The sequence below is a fragment of the Allobrachymonas wangyanguii genome (genome assembly GCF_045055315.1).
GTDB lineage: Bacteria > Pseudomonadota > Gammaproteobacteria > Burkholderiales > Burkholderiaceae_C > Brachymonas > Brachymonas wangyanguii.
On record NZ_CP173677.1, the window covers coordinates 708,839 to 730,072 of the forward strand.

Genomic DNA, 21,234 nt, shown 5'->3' on the forward strand with positions numbered 1-21,234 from the left:
ATCATAGTCCGCCAGACGCGGCGCAGATGACGTTCCTGTGACAGGTGTGGGGAAAATCCAAAACGTCACGAAGCCGTCATACTGGGTTTTTAGAGTGGCGCGGTGGAGGTTGGTATGTGACGTACCGGCTGTTTTCACTATTTTCGATTTCAAGGATTTCTCCATGCGATTCGCTCCCAAAGTTTCCCTGCTGGCCGTGTCCCTGACGCTCGGCTTCGCCTCCGTTGCCCAGGCCCAGGACATCACTGGCGCTGGCGCTTCCTTCCCGGCTCCGCTGTACTCCAAGTGGGCTTCCGACTACGCCAAGGCTACTGGCAACAAGATCAACTACCAGTCCGTGGGCTCCGGCGCCGGCATGAAGCAGATCGAAGCCAAGACCGTGGACTTCGGCGCGACCGACGAACCCCTGAAGGACGCTGACCTGCGTGCCAAGGGCCTGGTGCAGTTCCCGACCGTGGTCGGTGGCGTGGTGCCGGTGCTGAACGTGCGCGGCATTGCTCCGGGCGCCATGGTGCTGGACGGCAAGGTGCTGGGCGATATCTACCTGGGCAAGATCACCATGTGGAACGACCCCGCCATCAAGGCCCTGAACCCGAGCCTGAACCTGCCGGCCAACAAGATCGCCGTGGTACGTCGTGCTGACAGCTCCGGTACCAGCTTCAACTTCACCAACTACCTGAGCAAGGTCAACGCCGAGTGGAAGTCCAAGGTTGGCGAGGGCAAGTCCGTGAACTGGCCGACCGGTGTGGGTGGCAAGGGTAACGAAGGCGTGGCCGCTTACGTGGGTCGCCTGCCGAACTCCATCGGCTACGTCGAGTACGCCTACGTGAAGCAGAACAAGATGACCTACGCCAAGATGAAGAACGCCGCTGGTGTGGTGGTTGCTCCTGACGAAGACAGCTTCAAGGCCGCTACCGCTTCCGCCAACTGGAAGTCTTCCTTCTACCAGATCCTGACCAACCAGGCTGGCCGCAACGCATGGCCGATCACGGCTGCGACCTACATCGTGATGCACGCCAAGCAGGACAAGCCGGCCAACGGCGCTGCTGCCCTGAAGTTCTTCGACTGGGCCTACCGCACCGGTGACGCTGGCGCCAGCAACCTGGACTACGTGGCCATGCCCGCTGACGTGAAGAACCACATCCGCGCTTCCTGGGCCAACATCAAGGATGGTTCCGGCAAGGCCGTTTCCTACCGTTGATGACAGCTGACACTGCGGTTGTACCGTGGTGTTGCTGACGCCATCGCACCCCGGAGCTGTCACCAGTTCCGGGGTGTTTTGCATCATGGGTGCCGATTTTTGGTGCAGATGCGACATCGATGCCGCTATATGACGAAACATCACCGAATTGTCATATTTGTGTCATGAACTGTTTTTACAGTTCGTAGCGTGATGCGGGTTTTCCTTGATCCACATCAGACAGACAAACCATCCTTATTTCCTACCCAGGAGTGCTCTCATGCAACAAACCCGTCGTATTGCCCTGTTCAGCGCAGCAGCTGCTGCTGTTGCCTATGGTCTGGTTGGCTGTGGCCAGAAGACCGAAACCAGCCAGCAGGGCGCTTCTGCTGCCCAGCCGACCGCATCTGCCACGGCAGCTGCTCCGGGTACCACTAGCGGTGTTGGCAACATCACCGGCGCTGGCGCTTCCTTCCCGGCTCCCCTGTACGCCAAGTGGGCTGCTGAATACGCCAACGCTACCGGCGTGAAGGTGAACTACCAGTCCGTGGGTTCCGGCGCCGGCATGAAGCAGATCGAAGCCAAGACCGTGGACTTCGGTGCTTCCGACGAGCCGCTGAAGGATGAAGACCTGAAGGCCAAGGGCCTGGTGCAGTTCCCCACCGTGATCGGTGGCGTGGTGCCGGTCGTGAACATCGAAGGTGTCGAGCCGGGTGCCCTGACTCTGGACGGCCAGCTGCTGGGTGATATCTACCTGGGCAAGATCGAGAAGTGGAACGACCCGGCCATCGTGGCTGCCAACCCGGATGTCAAGCTGCCCGACGCCAAGATCGCCGTGGTGCGCCGCGCTGACGGTTCCGGCACCAGCTTCAACTTCACCAACTACCTGAGCAAGGTCAACACCGAGTGGAAAGACAAGGTTGGCGAAGGCAAGGCCGTGAACTGGCCCACCGGTACCGGTGGCAAGGGTAACGAAGGCGTGGCCGCTTTCGTGAGCCGTCTGCCCAACTCCATCGGCTACGTCGAGTACGCCTATGTGAAGCAGAACAACATGACCTACACCAAGATGAAGAACGCCGCTGGCAACGTGGTGGCTCCGGACGACGTGAGCTTCAAGGCTGCTGCCGGTTCTGCTGACTGGAAGAGCTCCTTCTACCAGATCCTGACCAACCAGGCTGCCGACCAGGCCTGGCCGATCACTGCTGCTACCTTCATCATGATGCACACCACGCAGGACAAGCCGGATGCGGCTGCTGGCACGCTGAAGTTCTTTGACTGGGCCTACAGCAACGGTGACGCCATGTCCAACGATCTGACCTACGTGCCGATGCCCGACGACGTGAAGGCCATCGTGCGTGAATCCTGGGCCAACATCAAGGATGCTTCCGGCAACGCGATTGCCTACAAGTAATCCCTGTTGATCCTGCCAGTGCCGTGTGCACTCTGTTCAAGTTCTTGAACTGGGTGGCACGGCATTGGTTCTAAGTCCCTTTTTAGGATAGATACCATGTCTTCCTTAGCTTCAACCGCACAGACCATGACCGAAGAGCGTACGAAGCAGCAACAGAAGAAGCTGCAATCCCCTCCGCCCGAGCCGCGTCGCGTCGGTGCCCTTGCCGACATGCTGTTCGGTGGTGGCGCCAAGCTGGCCGTGTACATCACGCTGGGCTTGCTGGTGGGCATTATCGTGTCCCTCATCATCGGTGCCTGGCCTGCCATCAAGCAGTTCGGCGCCGCCTTCCTGTGGACCAGTGCCTGGGATCCGGTCAACCAGAATTTCGGTGGCTGGGCCATGATTTTCGGTACCCTGGCCACTTCCATCATCGCGCTGCTGATCGCCGTGCCGGTCAGTTTCGGCATTGCGCTGTTCCTGACGGAAATGTCGCCGGCCTGGCTCAAGCGCCCGATCGGTACCGCCATTGAACTGCTGGCTGCCATCCCCTCCATCGTGTATGGCATGTGGGGCCTGATGGTATTCGGCCCGATCCTGGCGACCTATGTACAGGCGCCGCTGCAGGCCGCTTTTGGCGAAGTGCCGGGCCTGGGCATGCTGTTCTCCGGCCCGCCCGTGGGCATGGGTATCTTCTCCGCCGGCATCATCCTGGCGATCATGATCATTCCCTACATCGCTTCCGTGATGCGTGACGTGTTCGAGGTCACACCGACGCTGCTGAAGGAATCGGCCTATGGCCTCGGTTCCACCACCTGGGAAGTCGTCTACAAGGTCGTGCTGCCCTACACCAAGGCTGGCGTGATCGGCGGCATCATGCTGGGTCTGGGTCGCGCCCTGGGCGAGACCATGGCCGTGACCTTCGTCATCGGCAACATGAGCCAGTTTGCCTCGCTCAGCCTGTTCGAGCCGGCTACCAGCATTACCGCCACGCTGGCCAACGAATTCGCCGAAGCTGGCGAAGGCCTGCACCGTGCTTCCCTGATCTATCTGGGTCTGGTGCTGTTCATCATCTCCTTCATCGTGCTGAGCCTGTCCAAGCTGCTGCTGATGAAACTCCAGAAGGGCGAAGGAGCCAAGTCATGAGTACCACTGCAACCGCACCGCAAGGCGACTACCGCCTGGCCAAGTTCAACAAGCGCAAGCTGGTCAACACGATTGCGCTGACCATGTCCTTCCTGGCCATGTGCTCCGGCATCGTCTGGCTGTTCTGGATCCTGTGGGATACCTTCATGCTGGGTATCCAGGGCCTGGGCGTGCACGTCTTTACCGAAAGCATGCCGGCTCCGAACGAAGTCGGTGGTATCGGCAACGCCATTGTCGGCTCGCTGATGATGGTGGCTGTGGCCACCCTGATCGGTACGCCGATCGGCATCATGGCCGGTATCTACCTGGCCGAGTACGACAAGAACAGTTGGCTGGCCAAGACCACGCGCTTCGTCAACGACGTGCTGCTGTCTGCTCCGTCCATCGTGATCGGTATCTTCGTGGCTGCCATGCTGGTAGCGCCGATGAAGACCTTCTCCGGCTGGGCTGGTGCCGTGGCTCTGGCGCTGATCGTGATTCCGGTCGTGATCCGTACTACCGAGAACATGCTGAACCTGATCCCGGCTTCCATGCGTGAAGCCGCCTACGCCCTGGGTACGCCCAAGTGGCGCGTGGTGAAGGACATCACCCTGAAGTCTGCCATGGCAGGCGTGGTGACTGGCGTGCTGCTGGCTGTGGCCCGTATTGCCGGCGAGACCGCTCCGCTGCTGTTCACTTCGCTGAGCAACCAGTTCTGGAGCACCGACATGTCGAGCCCGATGGCGAGCCTGCCGGTCATGATCTACAACTTCGCGATGAGCCCCTATGGCAACTGGCAAGAGCTGGCTTGGGTAGGCGTGTTCGTCATCACGGTCACCGTTCTGGCCATCAACATCCTGGCGCGCCTGCTGACGCGCAAGTCCTGATCATTCTGAAAAGGTTCCATCGTGAGCGATATCATTACTCCCCCCCCGGCCAAGATTTCCTGCCGTAACCTGAACTTCTACTACGGCAAGTTCCACGCCCTGAAGAACATCAACCTGGACATCCCCGAGAAGCAGGTCACGGCCTTCATCGGCCCGTCTGGCTGCGGCAAGTCCACGCTGCTGCGCATCTTCAACCGCATGTTCGAGCTGTATCCCGAGCAGCGCGCCGAAGGCGAGATCCTGTTCAACGGCACCAACCTGCTGGACAAGAGCAAGGACGTGGCGCTGCTGCGCGCCAAGATCGGCATGGTGTTCCAGAAGCCGACGCCGTTCCCCATGTCCATCTACGACAACATCGCGTTCGGCGTGAAGCTGTTCGAGAACCTGAGCAAGTCCGAAATGGACGAGCGCGTCGAGTGGGCCCTGAACAAGGCGGCCCTGTGGACCGAAGTCAAGGACAAGCTGCAGCAGAACGGCTCCAGCCTGTCCGGCGGCCAGCAACAGCGCCTGTGCATTGCCCGCGGTATCGCGGTCAAGCCCGAAGTGCTGCTGCTGGACGAGCCCTGCTCGGCACTGGATCCGATCTCCACCTCCAAGATCGAGGAGCTGATCGCCGAACTGAAGGGCGATTACACCGTGGTGATCGTGACGCACAACATGCAGCAGGCAGCGCGTTGCTCTGACAACACGGCTTATATGTACCTGGGTGACCTGATCGAATTCGGCGACACGAAGGAAATGTTCTTCAAGCCGAAGCGCCAGGAAACCGAAGATTACATTACCGGCCGTTTCGGCTGATCTGATTAGCAGGGAGAGGAGACTCGCATGTCGGAAAAACATTTGTCCAGCCAGTTCGATGCCGAACTCAACATGGTGACCAGCCAGGTCATGGAGATGGGTGGCCTGGTCGAGCAGCAGATGGCCCAGGCCGTCGAGGCGCTGCTGGAGCACAACCTGGAGGCCGCACGCGTCGTCGAACAGAACGAGCCCCGCGTCAACGAGATGGAAGTCGTGATCGACCACGAGATGACTTCCATCATCAGCCGCCGTCAGCCGACGGCGCGTGACCTGCGCCTGCTGATCGCGATTGCGCGCATCACGGCCAACCTGGAGCGCGCTGGCGACGAGGCCAACCGCATTGCCCGCAACGTGCAGAAGGTGCTGTCGCACGGCAACGCCCACCGTGTGCTGCCGACCTCCGAGCTGCGCATTGCGGCCCAGATGGCATCGGACCTGCTGCGCCGTTCGCTGGATGCCTTCGCGCGTCTGGATACGCGTATCGCGGTCGAGATCCTGAAGGCCGACACGCTGATCGACGTCGAATACGAAGGCTATCTGCGCAAGCTGGTGACCTACATGATGGAAGATCCGCGCACGATTGGCGTCAGCCTCGAGCTGATGACGGTGGCCAAGGCGCTGGAGCGTATCGGTGACCATTCCAAGAACATCGCCGAGAGCGTGATCTACATCGTGCAGGGTCTGGACGTTCGCCACAGCTCGGTGGAAGACATCGAAGACAAGCTGGTGTGAGCAGAGCGACGGACGACTGAAAGATGAGATTGCAGCCAAAAATCCTGGTAGTCGAAGACGAAGCGTCCATTGCCGAACTGATCGCAGTCAACCTGCGCCATAACGGCTATCAGATCACGTGGGCAACGGACGGCAAGAGCGCGCAGCGCGAGCTGGACGAAACCCTGCCTGATCTGATCCTGCTGGACTGGATGCTGCCGGGTGAAAGCGGACTGCTGCTGGCCAAGCGCTGGCGCGCCGATCCGCGGACCAAGACCGTGCCCATCATCATCCTGACGGCACGCGGTGACGAAAATGACCGCGTGGCCGGCCTGGATGTAGGTGCCGACGACTACATCACCAAGCCGTTCTCGACCAAGGAACTGCTGGCACGCATCCGTGCGGTGCTGCGCCGCCGTGCGCCGGAACCGGAAACCACGGTGCTGGAACTGGGCCAGCTGTCGCTGGATACCGGAACCTACCGCGTGCACTACGGCGACCAGCCGATCAAGCTGGGCCCGACCGAGTTCAAGCTGCTGCACTACATGATGCGCAATGCCGAACGCGTACATAGCCGCGCTCATCTGCTGGATCGGGTCTGGGGCGACCACGTGTTCATCGAGGAGCGTACCGTGGACGTGCATGTCAAGCGCCTGCGCGAGTCCATGGGGCCGGCCTCGACCATGATCGAGACAGTGCGCGGTGCGGGTTACCGCATTACTGCATTGAACGAGCCGGCTGCATCGCGTTAATGCGCCTGTTAGTGTGATAATTGTCATCATTGGTGGATATTTTTGTCTGCCACGGGATGACAAGTGACTGGCCAGGGTCTAGGCGGCCCTGGCCAGTTTTTTGATGGACTGACAGGAATCGCGAATGAGCATACGCATTGTCTGGATCGTGCTGTTGCACCTCGGTGGCCTGGGCCTGTCCTGGTATTTGCAGGACAGGCAGCAATTGGAGTCTGCACTGTGGGTGCTGACGGTGGTACTGCTGCTGGATGTCCTGCTGTTGCTGCTGGACGCCTGGCAGGGCCAGCGTCTGCTGAATTGGCTGCGCCACCAAATGCCCAGTCCCGAGCCGGATCTGCGCGGCATCTGGCAGGAGATGGAGGTGGCGGCCTACCGCAGCATGCGCAAGCAGCGCCGTCTGGTCGAGGATTCCGAGCGCCAGATGCTGGTGTTCCTGGATGCGCTGCGCGCATCCCCCAACGGCATCATCCTGGTCGATGAACTGGGGCATATTGAGTGGTTCAACCCGGCCGGCGGTGAGTTCTTCGGGCTGGAAAGTCCGCGCGACCATGGCCAGCATCTGGGCAACCTGGTGCGCGATCCGGCTTTCAGCCGCTACTGGGCGGCACAGGATGTGCAGTCGGCAGGCGTCACCATGAACGGCCGCCGCCATTCGCTGGAGCGTCCGGTGCGCCTGTCGGTGCAGGCCTTTCCGTTTGGCCAGGGTCGACGCATGCTGCTGGTGCGTGACGTGACGGCGGTAGAGCAGGCCGAACGCATGCGCCGCGATTTTGTGGCCAACGTCTCGCACGAGGTGCGTACACCGCTGACCGTGCTGTCCGGCTTCGTCGAGACCATGCAGAGCGTGCCGCTGACGCAGGAAGAAAGCCAGCGTTACCTGGAACTGATGGCGCTGCAGGCGCGTCGCATGCAGCATCTGGTGCAGGATCTGCTGACCCTGTCCCGGCTGGAAGGCAGCCCGCCGCCCGACCAGAGCGAGCGCGCCCACCTGGCCGAACTGCTCGAGATCGGCGTCAACGATGCGCGTGTGCTGACCGAGGTGCTGGCAACCGAAAAGGGCGAATTGCCGCATCGCATCCGCTGCGAGATCGAATCGGGCGTGCCGGAAGAGGTGTTTGGCAGTGTCAGCGAACTGCAGAGCGCGATCGGCAATCTGCTGAGCAATGCGGTGCGCTATACGCCGCAGGGCAGCGAGATTATTGCCGGCCTGAGCCGCACCGCTGAAGGCGGTGTGCAGCTGTACGTGAAGGACCACGGTCCGGGTATTCCGGCAGAACACCTGCCGCGCATTACCGAGCGTTTCTACCGCGTGGACCGCAGCCGTTCGCGTGAAACCGGTGGTACCGGCCTGGGCCTGGCGATTGTCAAGCATGTGGCGCAGCGCCATGGCGCACGCCTGCATGTGGAAAGCAAGCCGGACGATGGCGCCCGGTTTGCGCTGGATTTCCCGGAGTACCGCCTGTACCAACAGCACGAGGCGCTGCCAGCGCGACCTGAACTGTCGCCGCGGCACTGATCCGCTCTGCGATCAGGCCGACTGCTCCAGGGCGCGGCGCGAAGCCTGCCGCAACAGCAGCAGGAACAGGCCGGCCACCAGGGCCATCGCCACCGACACCATGGCCCAGAAGGCATGTGGCCCGCGCCAGGCTGCCGGACCGAACCAGGCCAGCCAGTAGCCACCGCCCAGACCCAGTCCCCAGAGCATCACGCTGTAGATCAGCGTAGGCAGCCGTACCACGTGGTAGCAGCGCAGCAGGAACAGGCCGCAGACCTGGAAGGCATCGGCCAGATGGTAGCCGGCGACCAGCAGCAGCAGCGAGGCCGCCAGCTGCACCACGGCAGCATCCTGCACGTAGAGGCTGGCCATGGGCTCGCGCAGCAGTGCCAGCAGCGCGGCAGACAGGCCGGCGCTGAGCAGGGTCAGCAGCAGCGTGCTGCGTTGTGCCAGCAGTGCCGAGGGCAGGTCCTGGCGACCCTGCCAGAAGCTGACGCGGGCGCTGCCGGCAATCGCCAGTGACAGCGGCCACATGTAGAGCAGGGCGGCGGTGGTGCTGGCAATCTGCTGCGCCGCCGAAGCGGTTTCGCCCATCGGTGCGATCAGCAGCGACATGGTGGTGAAGGAGGTCACTTCGACCCAGATCGCCAGGCTGCTGGGCAGGCCAAGGGCGAGGAACTGGCGCTGCACGGTCCAGTCCGGGCGCGGCGGACGCTGCAGCAGCTGGTAGGGCCGGTACAGCGGGTGGCGTCGCAACAGCCAGCCGATGACCAGCAGCAGCCCGACATGCGTGACACAGGTGGCCCAGGCGCAGCCGGCCAGACCCAGTTCCGGTACACCCCAGCCGCCAAAGGCGAACCAGACCGTGAGCGGGATCTTGCAGAGCAGCGCACCGCCCTGCAGCCGAGCCACCCAGCGTGGCTGGCCAATGCTCTGGCTGAAGGTGTTGAAGGCGCGCACCAGCATGCTCATGGGCAGCGTGATGGCCTGGATGGCCAGGTAATGGCTGACGGGCTGGTGCAGGTGCTGCGGAACCTGGGTCAGCTGCAGCAGCGCCGGGCTGAGCAGCAGCAGCGTCACGCCGATGACCGAGCAGATCGCCAACGCATACAGCGCCTGGCGAACGCTACGGCCCAGTTCCGGCACAGCACCCTGGCCATGCAAGCGGCCCCAGATCGGCAGCAGGCCCTGTACATAGCCTTGCAGGCCAATGCTGATGCTGACATAAATCGCCGTGGCGATGGAGAGCGTGGCCAGCGCCTGCGGGTCATACTGGCCGGCGACCAGGGTATCGGTGACGGCAAAGGCCATCACGGCCAGCTGTCCGATCCAGATGGTGGCAGCATGGCTGCCAATGGCACGCAGGTCGAACAGTTTCACGTTGCAGGCAGATGGCGTCAGGGCAGGCGCCGGTAGAGGTGGATCGCTTCGCTGCGGCCCGGGCGGTAGACCACGGCGGCTTCGGTCCACTGCTGCATGTCGTGCAGATGCGGCAGCAGCATCACCTGGCTTTCGTCGGTGACCAGCCAGTTGCATTGCAGGCTGGTGCCGGCGCGGTGGACTTCGAAGGGCGTGTGGTAGAGCAGGGCGCTGGCCTGGGCTTCGTCCAGTCCGATGATGTCGAGGCAGCGCACGTCCGGGTCGGCCGCCTGCATGGTCTGCGTGATTTCCTGGGCCACCACGGTATAGCTGCGTGCGTGGTTGATGGCCGGCAGCCAGATCGTCATCATCAGCACCCAGCACAGCGTGACGCCGCCTGCCGGCAGGATCATGCTCTTCCAGAGTGCCGGGCGCAGGCGCCGGGTGCGCCAGCGCACCAGGTACAGCCAGCCCAGCGTGACTGCCAGCGCCGACAGGAACAGGCCCCATTCAAACACCGGCGCATAGCCCGGCACGGCGGCCAGCACCCGCTCCACGATGCGCAGTTGCCAGCCGGCCTGCAGCGCGATCCAGACCAGCCACATGGCGGTGGCCGCCGCGGTGAACACGATCAGCGAGAACCAGTCGATAAAGGCCTGGGCGCTGCGCTTGAACGTGGGCAGGGCGAAGGCGGCCAGTGCAGCATAGGCCGGTAGGCCGAGCAGCAGGCTGTCTTTCGGGCTGTCGCCGATCCAGCCGGCTATGCTGCAGATCAGGCCGGCAGCCAGCGGCAGTGTCAGCGAAAACGCGCCACGTCCACGGCGCCAGTGGTTGCGCCAGCGCCAGATGGTCCAGATCGCCATTGGCCAGACTGGCCAGGTGAACCAGATGTGCAGCTTGATCAGGTCGCGCCATTCGACCCAGCGCGAGGGGAGCGGCTGCAGGCGCCAGCGCCAGAGCTCCAGCTGGCTGGCGAGCAGCGCGCTGAGCAGGGTCAGCGCGGCCAGGCCGGCCACCCAGAGCCAGCGGCGGCGTTCGTGCGGCTGCAGCGCGGCCGGATCGGCCTCGTAGCCATCGGCCAGGATCAGGGCATTCCATTCGCGCTTGCTGCCGGCGTAGATCAGGGCGCCAGCCAGGGCGAACAGCACGGCCATGGCGGGCGCGCCGGAGAGCGTCAGGCCCAGTGTGCCCAGCGTGCCGAACAGCGCCGGCAGCACAGTGCGGTAGGGCAGTGCGGCAAAGGCGTACAGCATCAGCGCGGCGCAGCAGAGCTGCGTCAGTGGCGCGGCGACTTCGTGGCTGGGCTGGGCCAGGCCCAGGCAGGCTGTCAGTGCCAGCAGGCCGCCATCGGCCAGGGTGCGGGCGTAATCGGTGGGATGGGCTTCGCCGCCAAAGGCAAAGCTGACCGGCTGCGCGCTCGGGCCGCGAGCCAGGTAATAGATGCCGTACCAGGTGGCAGTGAGCGTCAGCCACAGCATCAGCACGAACAGCACGCGCACGGCAGCGAAGGGCTCCAGCGGCAGCCAGTGGATGGCGGCTGCGCCCAGCCAGTAGTGCAGCAGCGCGTTGGCATCGACAGCCTGGCCCAGCAGCGTGGGCGACAGGAAGCTGGCCGGGTTCTGCGCCAACTCCAGCATGACGCCAAAGCTGGAGATATCGGCGCGGCGCCAGGGGTCGCGCCAGAGGAAGCCGAACAGCACGTAGACCGCACAGAACAGCAGCAGGCCCCAGCGCGGCAGGCGGCGCACGCCTTCCTGGGCGACGATGGCAGGGCTGGGTTGGTTCACGGTGGGGTGCTCGCAGAGAGGAAGGTCATCGACGGCATGGTACACGCTGTCGGCGGCAAAAGTGCTGCCACGGACCGGGACGGGTAGCGGAAATAGTCGCCGATTGTACGAAAAAAGGCAGCCCGGAGGCTGCCTTTGCGGACCGGCACGGGATGCCGTGCCTGGCCAGTGCCAATTAACGCTTGGCGTAGCGGTTGCGGAAGCGCTCCACGCGGCCACCCATGTTGTCCACCGACTTTTGTGTGCCGGTGTAGAAGGGGTGGGATTCGCTGGAGGTATCCAGCTTGAACAGCGGCAGTTCGCGGCCGTCTTCCAGCTTGATGGTTTCCTTGGTGTTCACGCAGGAACGGGTGATGATCTGGTAGCCGTTGGACAGGTCAACGAAGCAGACTTCACGGTAATTGGGGTGGATGCCTTCTTTCATGGGTATTCCTTGAGGGTCGTTGCGGGAGCCGTGCCGGCCTATTCCAGCGTACTTTCCGCGACTTTAATCTGGCATTATCGCATTTTCATTGCCGTGGTGCAAAGGTTTCTGCGATCCTGTCGGTCTGCTCCGGGCCGGTTTCTGGGAAAATGCAACAGTTGCGGCCACTCCGGGCCGGCAACTGTCTTTATCTCTGCAAAGGAACAACAGCATGGGCCAACCCATCCGCATTGGTATTGCCGGTCACGGCAACCTGGGCCGCGGCGTCGAAGCCGCCATCCGCAAGAACCCCGACATGCAGCTCGTGGGTATCTACACGCGCCGCCCGCCGGATCAGTTGCAGCCGCTGGTGCCTGGTACGCCGGTGTTTGGCATGGACACGCTGCCGCAGCACACCGGCAACATCGACGTGCTGATCCTGTGCGGCGGCTCCAAGAGCGATCTGCCCGAGCAGGGCCCGCAGCTGGCGGCGCTGTTCAACACCGTGGACAGTTTCGATACCCACGCGCGCATTCCCGAATACTTTGCCGCAGTCGATGCTCCAGCGCGCGCCAACGGCAAGACCGCGCTGATCTCCGCCGGCTGGGATCCGGGCATGTTCTCGATCAACCGCATCATCGGCGAAGCGCTGCTGCCCGATGGCGCGACCTACACCTTCTGGGGCAAGGGCCTGAGCCAGGGCCATTCCGACGCGATCCGTCGCGTGCCGGGCGTGGCCGGTGGCGTGCAGTACACACTGCCGGTGGAAGACGCGGTGGAGCGTGTACGCAGCGGCGTGCGCCCCGAGCTGACGACGCGTGAAAAGCACCGCCGCGATTGCTACGTGGTGCTGGCCGAAGGCGCCGACGCCGATGCCGTGCGCCAGGCCATCGTCACCATGCCGCACTATTTTGACGAATACGACACCACGGTGAACTTCATCAGCGCCGAGGAGCTGCGCCGCGACCATGCCGCCATGCCGCACGGCGGTTTCGTCATCCGCAGTGGCAACACCTCGGAAGAGAACAGCCAGGTGATCGAGTACGGCCTGAAGCTGGGCAGCAATCCGGAGTTCACCTCCAGTGTGCTGGTGGCCTACGCGCGTGCCGTGCATCGCATGCAGCAGCAGGGCGATATCGGTGCCAAGACCGTGTTTGACGTGGCGCCGGGCCTGCTCTCGCCCAAGAGTGCCGAGCAGCTGCGCGCCGAGCAGCTGTAAGCGTCTTGCCGGGCGGCCCCTGTGCCGGCCCGGAAATGACAAAGCCCGCCAGAGTCATCCGGCGGGCTTTTTGCATGCAGCAGCAGGGAAGGCTTAGCCGCCCTTGCGCATCATGTCGAAGAACTCGTGGTTGTTCTTGGTCTGCTTCATGCTCTTGAGCACCAGCTCCATCGCCTCGATCTCATCCATGTTGTACATGAACTGACGCAGGATGCGGGTCTTCTGCAGGATTTCGGGCGGCAGCAGCAGCTCCTCGCGGCGCGTGCCGCTGCGGTTGAGCTGGATCGCCGGGAAGATGCGCTTTTCGTACAGGCGGCGGTCCAGGTGGATTTCACTGTTGCCGGTGCCCTTGAACTCCTCGAAGATCACCTCGTCCATGCGGCTGCCGGTATCGATCAGCGCGGTGGCGATGATGGTCAGCGAGCCGCCTTCCTCGATCTTGCGTGCGGCACCAAAGAAACGCTTGGGGCGCTGCAGCGCGTTGGCATCGACACCGCCGGACAGCACCTTGCCGGACGAGGGCACGACGTTGTTGTAGGCACGAGCCAGGCGCGTGATGGAGTCGAGCAGGATGACCACGTCCTTCTTGAGTTCGACCAGGCGCTTGGCGCGCTCGATCACCATCTCGGCAACGTGCACGTGGCGCGTGGCGGGCTCGTCAAAGGTGGAGGCGATGATCTCGCCGCGCACCGAACGCTGCATCTCGGTCACTTCCTCGGGGCGCTCGTCCACCAGCAGCACCATCAGGTGCACGTCCGGGTGGTTGGCCGTGATGGAGTGGGCGATGCTCTGCATCATCATGGTCTTGCCGCTCTTGGGCGGCGCCACGATCAGCGCACGCTGGCCGCGACCGATGGGGGCGATAATGTCGATCACGCGGCCGGTGATGTTCTCCTCGCTCTTGATGTCGCGCTCGAGCTTCATCTGCTGCGTGGGGAACAGCGGCGTGAGGTTCTCGAACATCACCTTGTGCTTGTTCGCCTCGGGCGGCAGACCGTTGATCTTGTCCAGCTTGTTCAGCGCAAAGTAGCGCTCGCCGTCCTTGGGCGTGCGCACCTCGCCCTCGACCATGTCACCGGTGTGCAGGTTGAAGCGGCGTACCTGGCTCGGGCTGATGTAGATGTCGTCGGTGCTGGCGGTGTAGTTGCTGTCGGGATTGCGCAGGAAACCGAAACCGTCGGGCAGGATTTCCAGCACGCCGTCGGCAAACACCTGTTCGCCGGCGCGGGCGCGCTTCTTGATGATGGCAGACATCAGCTCCTGCTTGCGCATGCGGCCGGTGTTTTCGATCTCGAGTTCTTCGGCCTGCTTCAGCACTTCGGAGACGTGCAGGGCCTTGAGTTCGTTCAGATGCATGGTATTGCGTCTAGGGAAAAAGGAAAGGGGGCGGTGTGGCGCGACTGTACGCTCGGGTACAGGGGCGGATACCGGGAAAAACTGGGAGGTGATCTGGATACCGGACTGACAATCAGCGGCAGCAGGGTAGGCTGGCTGTGCCGGAGATACCGATTGCCGGTATCTGACGGGTATGCACATGGTGTGCGCAGATTATAGACACAAAAGCTGCGCTGGATGCGGGGCCGGAGGGCATGTGCTGACCATCCGGCCCGGGAAGACAGGAGTCGTGCGTAATCAGCCCAGCTGTTCGTTGATGAAGGCGACCAGCTGCGGCTTGGCCAGGGCACCCACCTTGGTGGCGACGGCCTGGCCGCCCTTGAACAGCATCAGCGTGGGAATGCCACGGATGCCGTACTGGGCCGGCACGTTGCGGTTGTCATCGACGTTCATCTTGACGATCTGCAGCTTGCCGTCGTATTCCTTGGCGAGTTCGTCCAGCACCGGGGCGATCGCCTTGCAGGGACCGCACCATTCGGCCCAGAAGTCCAGCAGCACGGGCGCCGTGGATTGCAGGACATCTGCCTGGAAGGTTGCGTCGGTAGTGTGTTTGATCAGGTCGCTGGCCATGGTGGTTTCCTTTGGTGGTATGCAGCAGCCAACCGGGCTGCGGGGCTGCCATGATGGCCTTATTGTGACAGAAACAGGCGACCCCATCATGGATGGGAAATTGATCCGCTAGCATCAGGGGCAGGGAGGAGCAATGAGCACAATCACACAGGAGAAATGGCTGGCCTTGTGCATGCAGTTGCAGCAACATCTGCAGCAACGCGGGGCCGATCCGGCACGCACGGTGGTACTGCTGCCCTATGCGCAGCTGCTGCCCGTGGTGCGCGCGCACTGGGCACAGCTGCCGCAGGCCGGCTTGCTGCCACGGTTCGAGACCACCTTCAACTGGGCGGCGCGGCTGGCGCCGCATGTACCGACGGCCGCCGACTACAGCCAGGATGCCGCGCAGGACCTGCTGACGGCTGGCCAGCTGCTGCAGGCTGCCGGCTTGCGCCAGCAGGCGAGCTGGCTGGCGGGCCGCGTGCGCGAGGCCGCGCAGCAACTGGCACCGTTGGCACAGGCGCAGCCGCCTCAGCAGCGGCTGGCCTGGATGCAGGCGTTGCTGCCACAGCTGCTGGACAGTCTGGGCGCGGCACCAATGCGTTACGAGCAGGTGGTGGCGCAGGTGGCGCTGGCCTGGGTTGGCAGTTCGTCCTATGGCACCGACATCCTGTTCGATACGCTGGAACAGGAAACGCCCGATGCGCTGGTGCTGCTGCGCGGCTATCAGCGGGATCCGCTGTCCGAGGCCCTCTATGCGCGCTGGCTGGAGCAGCAGCCCGAGGCTGGCTGTGTGATCGACATCCCCGCGTTCTGGGAGGAGGTCGGCCAGGCGATAGTGCTGGAGCCGGTGCAATGGCATCGGGCGCGCGACCTGGAAGATCAGGCAGCGCGCGCCGCGGCCTGCGTGCAGCAGGCCGTGGAACGGCGCAGCGGGCTGGTGGCGCTGGTGGACAGCGACCGCGCCTTGACGCGCCGTATCCGCGCCCAGCTGGAGGCACAGCACCTGACGGTGCGTGACGAGACCGGCTGGAAGCTCTCCACCACGCGTGCGGCGAGCCAGCTGATGAGCCTGTTGCGCGCTTGCGCACCGCAGGCGGACAGCGATGCCGTGCTTGAATGGCTGAAGCTGGCGCAGACCGTGCCGGGATCGGCCGTATCTGGCCACTGGTTGCAGCCGCTGGAAGCCTGGCTGCGTGAACGCGTGCAGGCGCAGTGGCCGCATCGCCAGGCCTGGCTGCAGTGGGAGCATGTGGGCCGGGAATACGCCTTACAAGTCGAGGATTGGCGCCAGGCGCTGCAGAAGCCACGCAGCCTGGCGCAATGGCTGACGGATCTGCAGACGACCTTGCAGCAGAGCGGCCAGTGGGACTGGCTGCATGCCGATGCTGCCGGCCAGGCGGTGCTGCAGGCGCTGCATCTGCAGCCGGGCGCGCTGCCGCTGGCGGCGGATGCGCGGGACTGGAATCAGCCGGATTTTGTGCGCTGGGTGCAGGATGTGCTGGAGGCTGGCAGTTTCAAGCCGCCGTATCCGCTGGAAGAGCAGGTGGTGATCCTGCCACTGAGCCAGTTGCTGGCGCGTGCGTTTGCGGCGGTGGTGATCCCGGCGTGCGACGACACCCAGCTGCCGGCAGCGCCGGAACCGCCCGGTGACTGGACCAGCAGCCAGCGTGAACTGATCGGTCTGCCGTCGCGCCAGCAGCTCCAACAGGCGCAGCGCGCGGCCTGGCTGCACGCCTGGCAGTTTCCGCAACTGGCGCTGCTGACCAGTGACAGCGATGGTGCCGGCGAAACACTGTTGCCGAGCCCGCTGCTGCTGGAAGCCGGCCTGGCCGAAGCGCAAGGGATGCAACGCGGCCTGCAGCTGGCAGGCGATGTGCGTGTGGCGCGAACGCTTGCGCCCGATCCCGTGTGGATGCCACAGGCGCCGGGTAGCCGGCTGCCGCTGGCGCAGATTTCCGCCAGCGCCTACGACACGCTGCGCGCCTGTCCCTACCAGTTCTTTGGCCAGCAGCAGTTGCGCCTGCGCGAGGCGAATGAGCTGCGCACCGAGCTCGACAAGCGCGATGTCGGCAACTGGCTGCACCAGCTGCTCTACCTGTTCCATGATTACTGGCAGCAGGCCGGTGGCCAGGATGTTGGCGAGGCGCAGTTGCGCCAGTGGCTGGATCAGGCTGCTGATGAAGCCCTGCGCCAGGAGGGGCTGGATGCTGTCGATTTTGTGCCCTGGCAGGCGGTCTGGCCCAAGCTGCGCGATGGTTATCTGACATGGCTGCTGGCTTACCAGAAGCAGGAACAGGCGCGTTATGCCCATGGCGAGCACTGGCGCGACAAGCCTCTGGCCGAAGTGTTTGCCGGGCTCGGTGCCGATCAGCTGGAAGAGGGCGAGCCTGCCATTGCCTGCGATCCGGCGCGGCTGCCGCAGGTGTCCTTGCATGGCCGTATCGATCGCATCGATGCCCTGCCTGCCGCTGCTGATGCGTTGCCGGGCGCTCCGGCGCGCTGGATGCTGCTCGACTACAAGGCGGAGCGGCTGGAAAAGACGCGCAACCGCGTCAAGGATGGCGATGAAGATGCGCAGCTGTCGTTTTATGCCGCCATGATGGCGCCCGATCCGGTACGCGTGGCCTATGTCAACGTGGGCGAGAACGGCAAGACCGAGATGCATGAGCTGCCCGGCGTGCAGCGCCAGAGCCGGCTGCTGATGCGCAGCCTGGCGTCCGACCTGCAGCGCATTGCCGATGGCCAGCCGCTGCAGGCGCTGGGCCAGGGCGGACGTTGTGACTACTGTGCGATGCGCGGCCTGTGCCGGCGCGATTTCTGGATGGAGGAGCAGGCATGAGCAGCGCCCACGCCTATCGGGTCAACGGCGAGATCGTGCCGGACCAGGCTTTTTACGCCGTGGCCTGCCACCCGGCACGCCATGTGGTGGTCGAGGCCTGTGCCGGTGCCGGCAAGACCTGGATGCTGGTCAGCCGCATCCTCCGTGCCTTGCTGGAAGGAGCCGAGCCGCAGCAGATCCTGGCGATCACCTTTACCAAGAAGGCCGCTGCCGAAATGCGCCAGCGCCTGAACGAATGGCTGGCCGATTTTGCCGGCAAGACGCCGGAGCAACTGGAGCCGGAGCTGCGGATGCGCGGCATGACGCCGGAGCAGGCGAAGCAGCATGCGCCGGCGCTGCAGGGGCTGTACCTGAAGCTGCTGCAGCACGGTCGCAGCCCGCAGATCCGCACCTTCCACAGCTGGTTTGCCGCCTTGTTGCGCGCGGCACCGCTGCAGGTGCTGGAACAGCAGGGCCTGCCCAGCCAGTACGAACTGCTGCAGGATGATGCGCGCGCCGTGGCCGAAGTCTGGCGGCCGTTTTTCCAGGCGCTGCTGCGCGATGATTCGGCGCGCGCCGATTTCGATGCGCTGGTAGGCCTGCATGGCCGCAGCAACACGCTGAAGGCGCTGGAAGCCGCACTGGCCAAGCGTGTTGAATTCCGTCTGGCGCACCAGCACGGGGTGCTGGAACGATCGGTGCTGCCGTTTCAGCAGCTGGTGCTGGAACTGAAGGACTTTGCTTCGCCGGCGGCATCGCTGGACAGCGAGGCGGCGGCGCAGCGCTGGCATGCACGCTCGGCCGCGCTGGGGTCGGAAAAGCTCAAGACACCGCAGCAGGCGGCTGCCAAGGTGGTGGAAGCCTTTGAACAGCCGGATCTGGAGCAGCGGCTGCAGATTTTGCGCAAGACCTTCTTCGTCAAGGACGAGGATCGGCTGACCAAGAACCTGCAGAAATTCGATGCCGCCCAGGACGCCGAAGCCGAGCTGCAACTGCTCTGCCGCGCCCAGGCGCAGCACGCCGCCTGGCTCTACCAGCAGCGCATGGTGCGGCTGACGCTGTTGCTGCTGGAGTGCTACGCCCAGGTCAAGCGCGAGCATGGCTGGATCGATATGGCCGATATCGAGGTCAGCGCCGGCCAGCTGCTGGGTGACGAGCTGCTGAGTGGCTGGATCCAGGAGCGGCTTGATGCCCAGGTACGCCATTTGCTGATCGACGAATTCCAGGATACCAACCCGATCCAGTGGCATGCGCTGCAGGGCTGGCTGTCTGGCTATGCCGGTGCGGCGATCCCGCCCAGCGTGTTCATCGTCGGCGATCCCAAGCAGAGCATCTACCGTTTCCGCCGTGCCGATCCGGAAGTGTTCCGCGAGGCGCGCCGTTTTGTCCAGCAGGCGCTGGGCGGTGCCGTGCTCGAATGCGACCATACGCGGCGCAACGCGCAGCCGGTGATCGATGCCGTCAACGCGTTGATGCAATCGGCGCAGGACGAGGGGCGCTATGCGGATTTCCGTACCCACACCACGGCGGCAGAGGTGGCTGGCTGCGTGCTGACGCTGCCGCAGATCGCGCGACCGGAAAAGGCCGAGACCGATGCCGCCAGCGGCTGGCGCGACAGCCTGGCCACGCCGCAGCTCGAGGAAGAGGAGGCCCTGATGGCGCGCGAATGCCGCCAGGCGGCGCAATGGCTGCAGCGCTGCGTGCAGGCCGGCACGCCGGCCAGCGAAATCCTGGTGATTGCGCGCAAGAACGCGCGCGTGGCGGCGATGCAGCACGCGCTGGCCGAGGCCGGCCTGCCGGCACTCAAGGCCGACAAGCTGCTGCTGGCTGAAGCGCCCGAGGTGCAGGACGTGGTGGCGCTGGTCGATGCGCTGGTCTCGCCGCGCCACGACCTGTCGCTGGCGCGTGCGCTGAAGTCGCCGATCTTCGGTCTGGACGATGCGCAGCTGGTGGAGATCCGTCTGGGCGTGCTGCAGGCCGCGAAGCAGGCCGAACCGGCGGCCATCAGCTGGCTGGACTGGCTGCTGGCGCATGCCGATACCGACCCGGCCGTATCTCCCTGGCAGCCGCTGGCGCGCCAGCTGCAGCGCTGGCAGCAGTGGCTGCAGCAACGGTTGCCGCATGATGCGCTCGATGCCATCTTCCGCGATGGCGACTTGCTGGCGCGCTATGCCGCCCGCACCAGCCCGGCGCAGCGCGCTGGCGTGCTGGAGCGGCTGCAGGCCTTGCCCGGCCACATGCTGGCGTTCGATGGCGGCCGCTTTGTCAGCGCCTACCGCTGGGTGCGCGCCATGCGCGGCGGTGATCCGACCGGTACGCCGGTGGCTGGCGGGCAGGGCATCCGCCTGCTCACGGTGCACGGTTCCAAGGGGCTGGAAGCGGGGCTGGTGCTGCTGCTCGATACCGATGCCGCCAAGGGCCGCAGCAAGGCGATGGATGTGCTGGTGGACTGGCCCGGCAGCCACACGCATCCGGCGCAGCTGGTGTTTCTACAGAGCTTTTCCAATCCGCCGCCCTCGGTGTTGCCACTGGTGCAGCAGGAACAGCAGGCCGAGGAGCGCGAGGAAGCGAACGCGCTGTACGTGGCCATGACGCGGGCGCGCCAGGTGCTGGCGTTTTCCAGCACCGAGCCGCGCAGCGTGCAGGAGCACAGCTGGTGGCAGCAATGGCAGCGCCAGGCTGATGCCATCGCGCTGCAGCCAGACTATGCCGGCGAGCTGTCGGTAGCGGCCGACTGGCCGGCCATCAGCCACAAGTCTGAGGCGCACGAAGCCGCATCGGTGCAGGCCGGGCAGGTGCTGGAGCTGCCGCCACTGGCAGCGGAGCTGCAGCGCCATGTGCAGCTCACTACCGCCGATCTGGCGGCGCGTGATGCCAGCCGTGCGCTGCAGGCCACACTCGGCGAGGCCATGCACAAGGTGCTGGAATGGCATCGCCAGGGCGCGCAACCGCCGGATGCTCAACAGCAGCGCCAGTCCTTGCAGCAGCGCTACCAGCTGGACGCGGCGCAGGCAGCCCAGGTCGTGGCGCAGGCGCAAGGCATTCTGCAAGGCGATGCGGCCTGGGCCTGGGACGAGCTGCAGATCGACTGGCAGGCGAATGAAATCGACATTGCCTGGAAGCAGCAGGTGCTGCGTATCGACCGCCTGGTGCGTCGGCGTGCGCAGGCCGGTGAACCGGCCAGTTGGTGGGTGCTGGACTTCAAGTCCTCGCTGGCGCCGCAGGAGCAGGCGGCGCTGCGCCGCCAGATGCAGGACTACCGGCAGGCGGTGCAGGCGCTATATCCAGACGCGCCGGTGCGCGCGGCGTTCCTGACACAGGACGGGCAGATGCAGGAACTGGCCTGAGACGGGGGCCGGCCTC

16 protein-coding genes are annotated in these 21,234 nt (G+C 64.3%); 11 read left to right on the forward strand and 5 right to left on the reverse strand.

Annotation, left to right across the window (positions count from 1 at the left end; all coding sequences use genetic code 11):
* Positions 1-163 precede the first annotated feature (163 nt).
* From pstS (ACI3EV_RS03325) to phoR, 8 genes are all read left to right on the forward strand, one after another.
* The gene (pstS, locus tag ACI3EV_RS03325) at positions 164-1,201 is read left to right on the forward strand and encodes a phosphate ABC transporter substrate-binding protein PstS (RefSeq protein WP_329769910.1); all 1,038 of its coding nucleotides are present in this window, start codon (positions 164-166) and stop codon (positions 1,199-1,201) included.
* Positions 1,202-1,460: 259 nt separating this feature from the next.
* Positions 1,461-2,591 (forward strand): phosphate ABC transporter substrate-binding protein PstS, encoded by a 1,131-nt coding sequence (gene pstS / locus ACI3EV_RS03330; protein ID WP_337690933.1) that lies wholly within the window; start codon positions 1,461-1,463, stop codon positions 2,589-2,591.
* A 126-nt stretch (positions 2,592-2,717) separates the two neighbouring features.
* Entirely contained in the window at positions 2,718-3,716 is a 999-nt protein-coding gene (gene pstC / locus ACI3EV_RS03335) for a phosphate ABC transporter permease subunit PstC (RefSeq protein ID WP_405198058.1), read from the forward strand.
* Positions 3,713-4,582: a phosphate ABC transporter permease PstA gene (gene pstA / locus ACI3EV_RS03340; protein ID WP_337690931.1), complete on the forward strand. Its 870-nt coding sequence runs from the start codon at positions 3,713-3,715 to the stop codon at positions 4,580-4,582. Before pstC ends, pstA begins: the two co-directional genes overlap by 4 nt.
* A 21-nt stretch (positions 4,583-4,603) precedes the next feature.
* Positions 4,604-5,380 (forward strand): phosphate ABC transporter ATP-binding protein PstB, encoded by a 777-nt coding sequence (gene pstB / locus ACI3EV_RS03345; RefSeq protein ID WP_329769907.1) that lies wholly within the window; start codon positions 4,604-4,606, stop codon positions 5,378-5,380.
* Between the two features lie 27 nt (positions 5,381-5,407).
* Positions 5,408-6,112 (forward strand): phosphate signaling complex protein PhoU, encoded by a 705-nt coding sequence (phoU, locus tag ACI3EV_RS03350; RefSeq protein WP_329769906.1) that lies wholly within the window; start codon positions 5,408-5,410, stop codon positions 6,110-6,112.
* 23 nt (positions 6,113-6,135) lie between these two features.
* Entirely contained in the window at positions 6,136-6,843 is a 708-nt protein-coding gene (gene phoB / locus ACI3EV_RS03355; RefSeq protein WP_329769905.1) for a phosphate regulon transcriptional regulator PhoB, read from the forward strand.
* A 124-nt stretch (positions 6,844-6,967) separates the two neighbouring features.
* Positions 6,968-8,359: a phosphate regulon sensor histidine kinase PhoR gene (phoR, locus tag ACI3EV_RS03360; protein WP_329769904.1), complete on the forward strand. Its 1,392-nt coding sequence runs from the start codon at positions 6,968-6,970 to the stop codon at positions 8,357-8,359.
* A gap of 12 nt (positions 8,360-8,371) precedes the next feature.
* Here the strand turns inward: phoR and ACI3EV_RS03365 are convergent, their stop codons facing one another.
* The 3 genes from ACI3EV_RS03365 to ACI3EV_RS03375 all read right to left on the reverse strand — a co-directional run bounded on the left by ACI3EV_RS03365 (position 8,372) and on the right by ACI3EV_RS03375 (position 11,908).
* Entirely contained in the window at positions 8,372-9,718 is a 1,347-nt protein-coding gene (locus ACI3EV_RS03365) for an MATE family efflux transporter (protein WP_329769903.1), read from the reverse strand.
* Between the two features lie 17 nt (positions 9,719-9,735).
* Complete coding sequence (locus tag ACI3EV_RS03370) at positions 9,736-11,484, reverse strand: hypothetical protein (protein ID WP_337690929.1); 1,749 nt, start codon at positions 11,482-11,484, stop codon at positions 9,736-9,738.
* A gap of 175 nt (positions 11,485-11,659) precedes the next feature.
* Complete coding sequence (locus ACI3EV_RS03375; RefSeq protein ID WP_329769901.1) at positions 11,660-11,908, reverse strand: type B 50S ribosomal protein L31; 249 nt, start codon at positions 11,906-11,908, stop codon at positions 11,660-11,662.
* A gap of 211 nt (positions 11,909-12,119) precedes the next feature.
* Between ACI3EV_RS03375 and ACI3EV_RS03380 the strand changes: the two genes are divergently transcribed.
* A complete protein-coding gene (locus ACI3EV_RS03380) occupies positions 12,120-13,106 on the forward strand; it encodes a diaminopimelate dehydrogenase (RefSeq protein ID WP_329769900.1) in 987 nt (328 codons plus the stop codon).
* Between the two features lie 93 nt (positions 13,107-13,199).
* Here ACI3EV_RS03380 and rho read toward each other — a convergent pair whose 3' ends face one another.
* Both rho and trxA read right to left on the reverse strand, forming a co-directional pair.
* Positions 13,200-14,462: a transcription termination factor Rho gene (rho, locus tag ACI3EV_RS03385; protein ID WP_329769899.1), complete on the reverse strand. Its 1,263-nt coding sequence runs from the start codon at positions 14,460-14,462 to the stop codon at positions 13,200-13,202.
* A gap of 276 nt (positions 14,463-14,738) precedes the next feature.
* Positions 14,739-15,071, reverse strand: a complete 333-nt coding sequence (gene trxA, locus ACI3EV_RS03390; protein WP_329769898.1) for a thioredoxin TrxA — start codon at positions 15,069-15,071, stop codon at positions 14,739-14,741.
* Positions 15,072-15,204: 133 nt separating this feature from the next.
* On the opposite strand from trxA, the gene ACI3EV_RS03395 reads away from it, so the two are divergent.
* Together ACI3EV_RS03395 and ACI3EV_RS03400 are read left to right on the forward strand one after the other, a co-directional pair.
* Entirely contained in the window at positions 15,205-17,892 is a 2,688-nt protein-coding gene (locus tag ACI3EV_RS03395) for a PD-(D/E)XK nuclease family protein (RefSeq protein ID WP_337690928.1), read from the forward strand.
* Entirely contained in the window at positions 17,889-21,218 is a 3,330-nt protein-coding gene (locus ACI3EV_RS03400) for a UvrD-helicase domain-containing protein (RefSeq protein ID WP_337690926.1), read from the forward strand. Before ACI3EV_RS03395 ends, ACI3EV_RS03400 begins: the two co-directional genes overlap by 4 nt.
* The last annotated feature ends 16 nt before the right edge of the window (positions 21,219-21,234 follow it).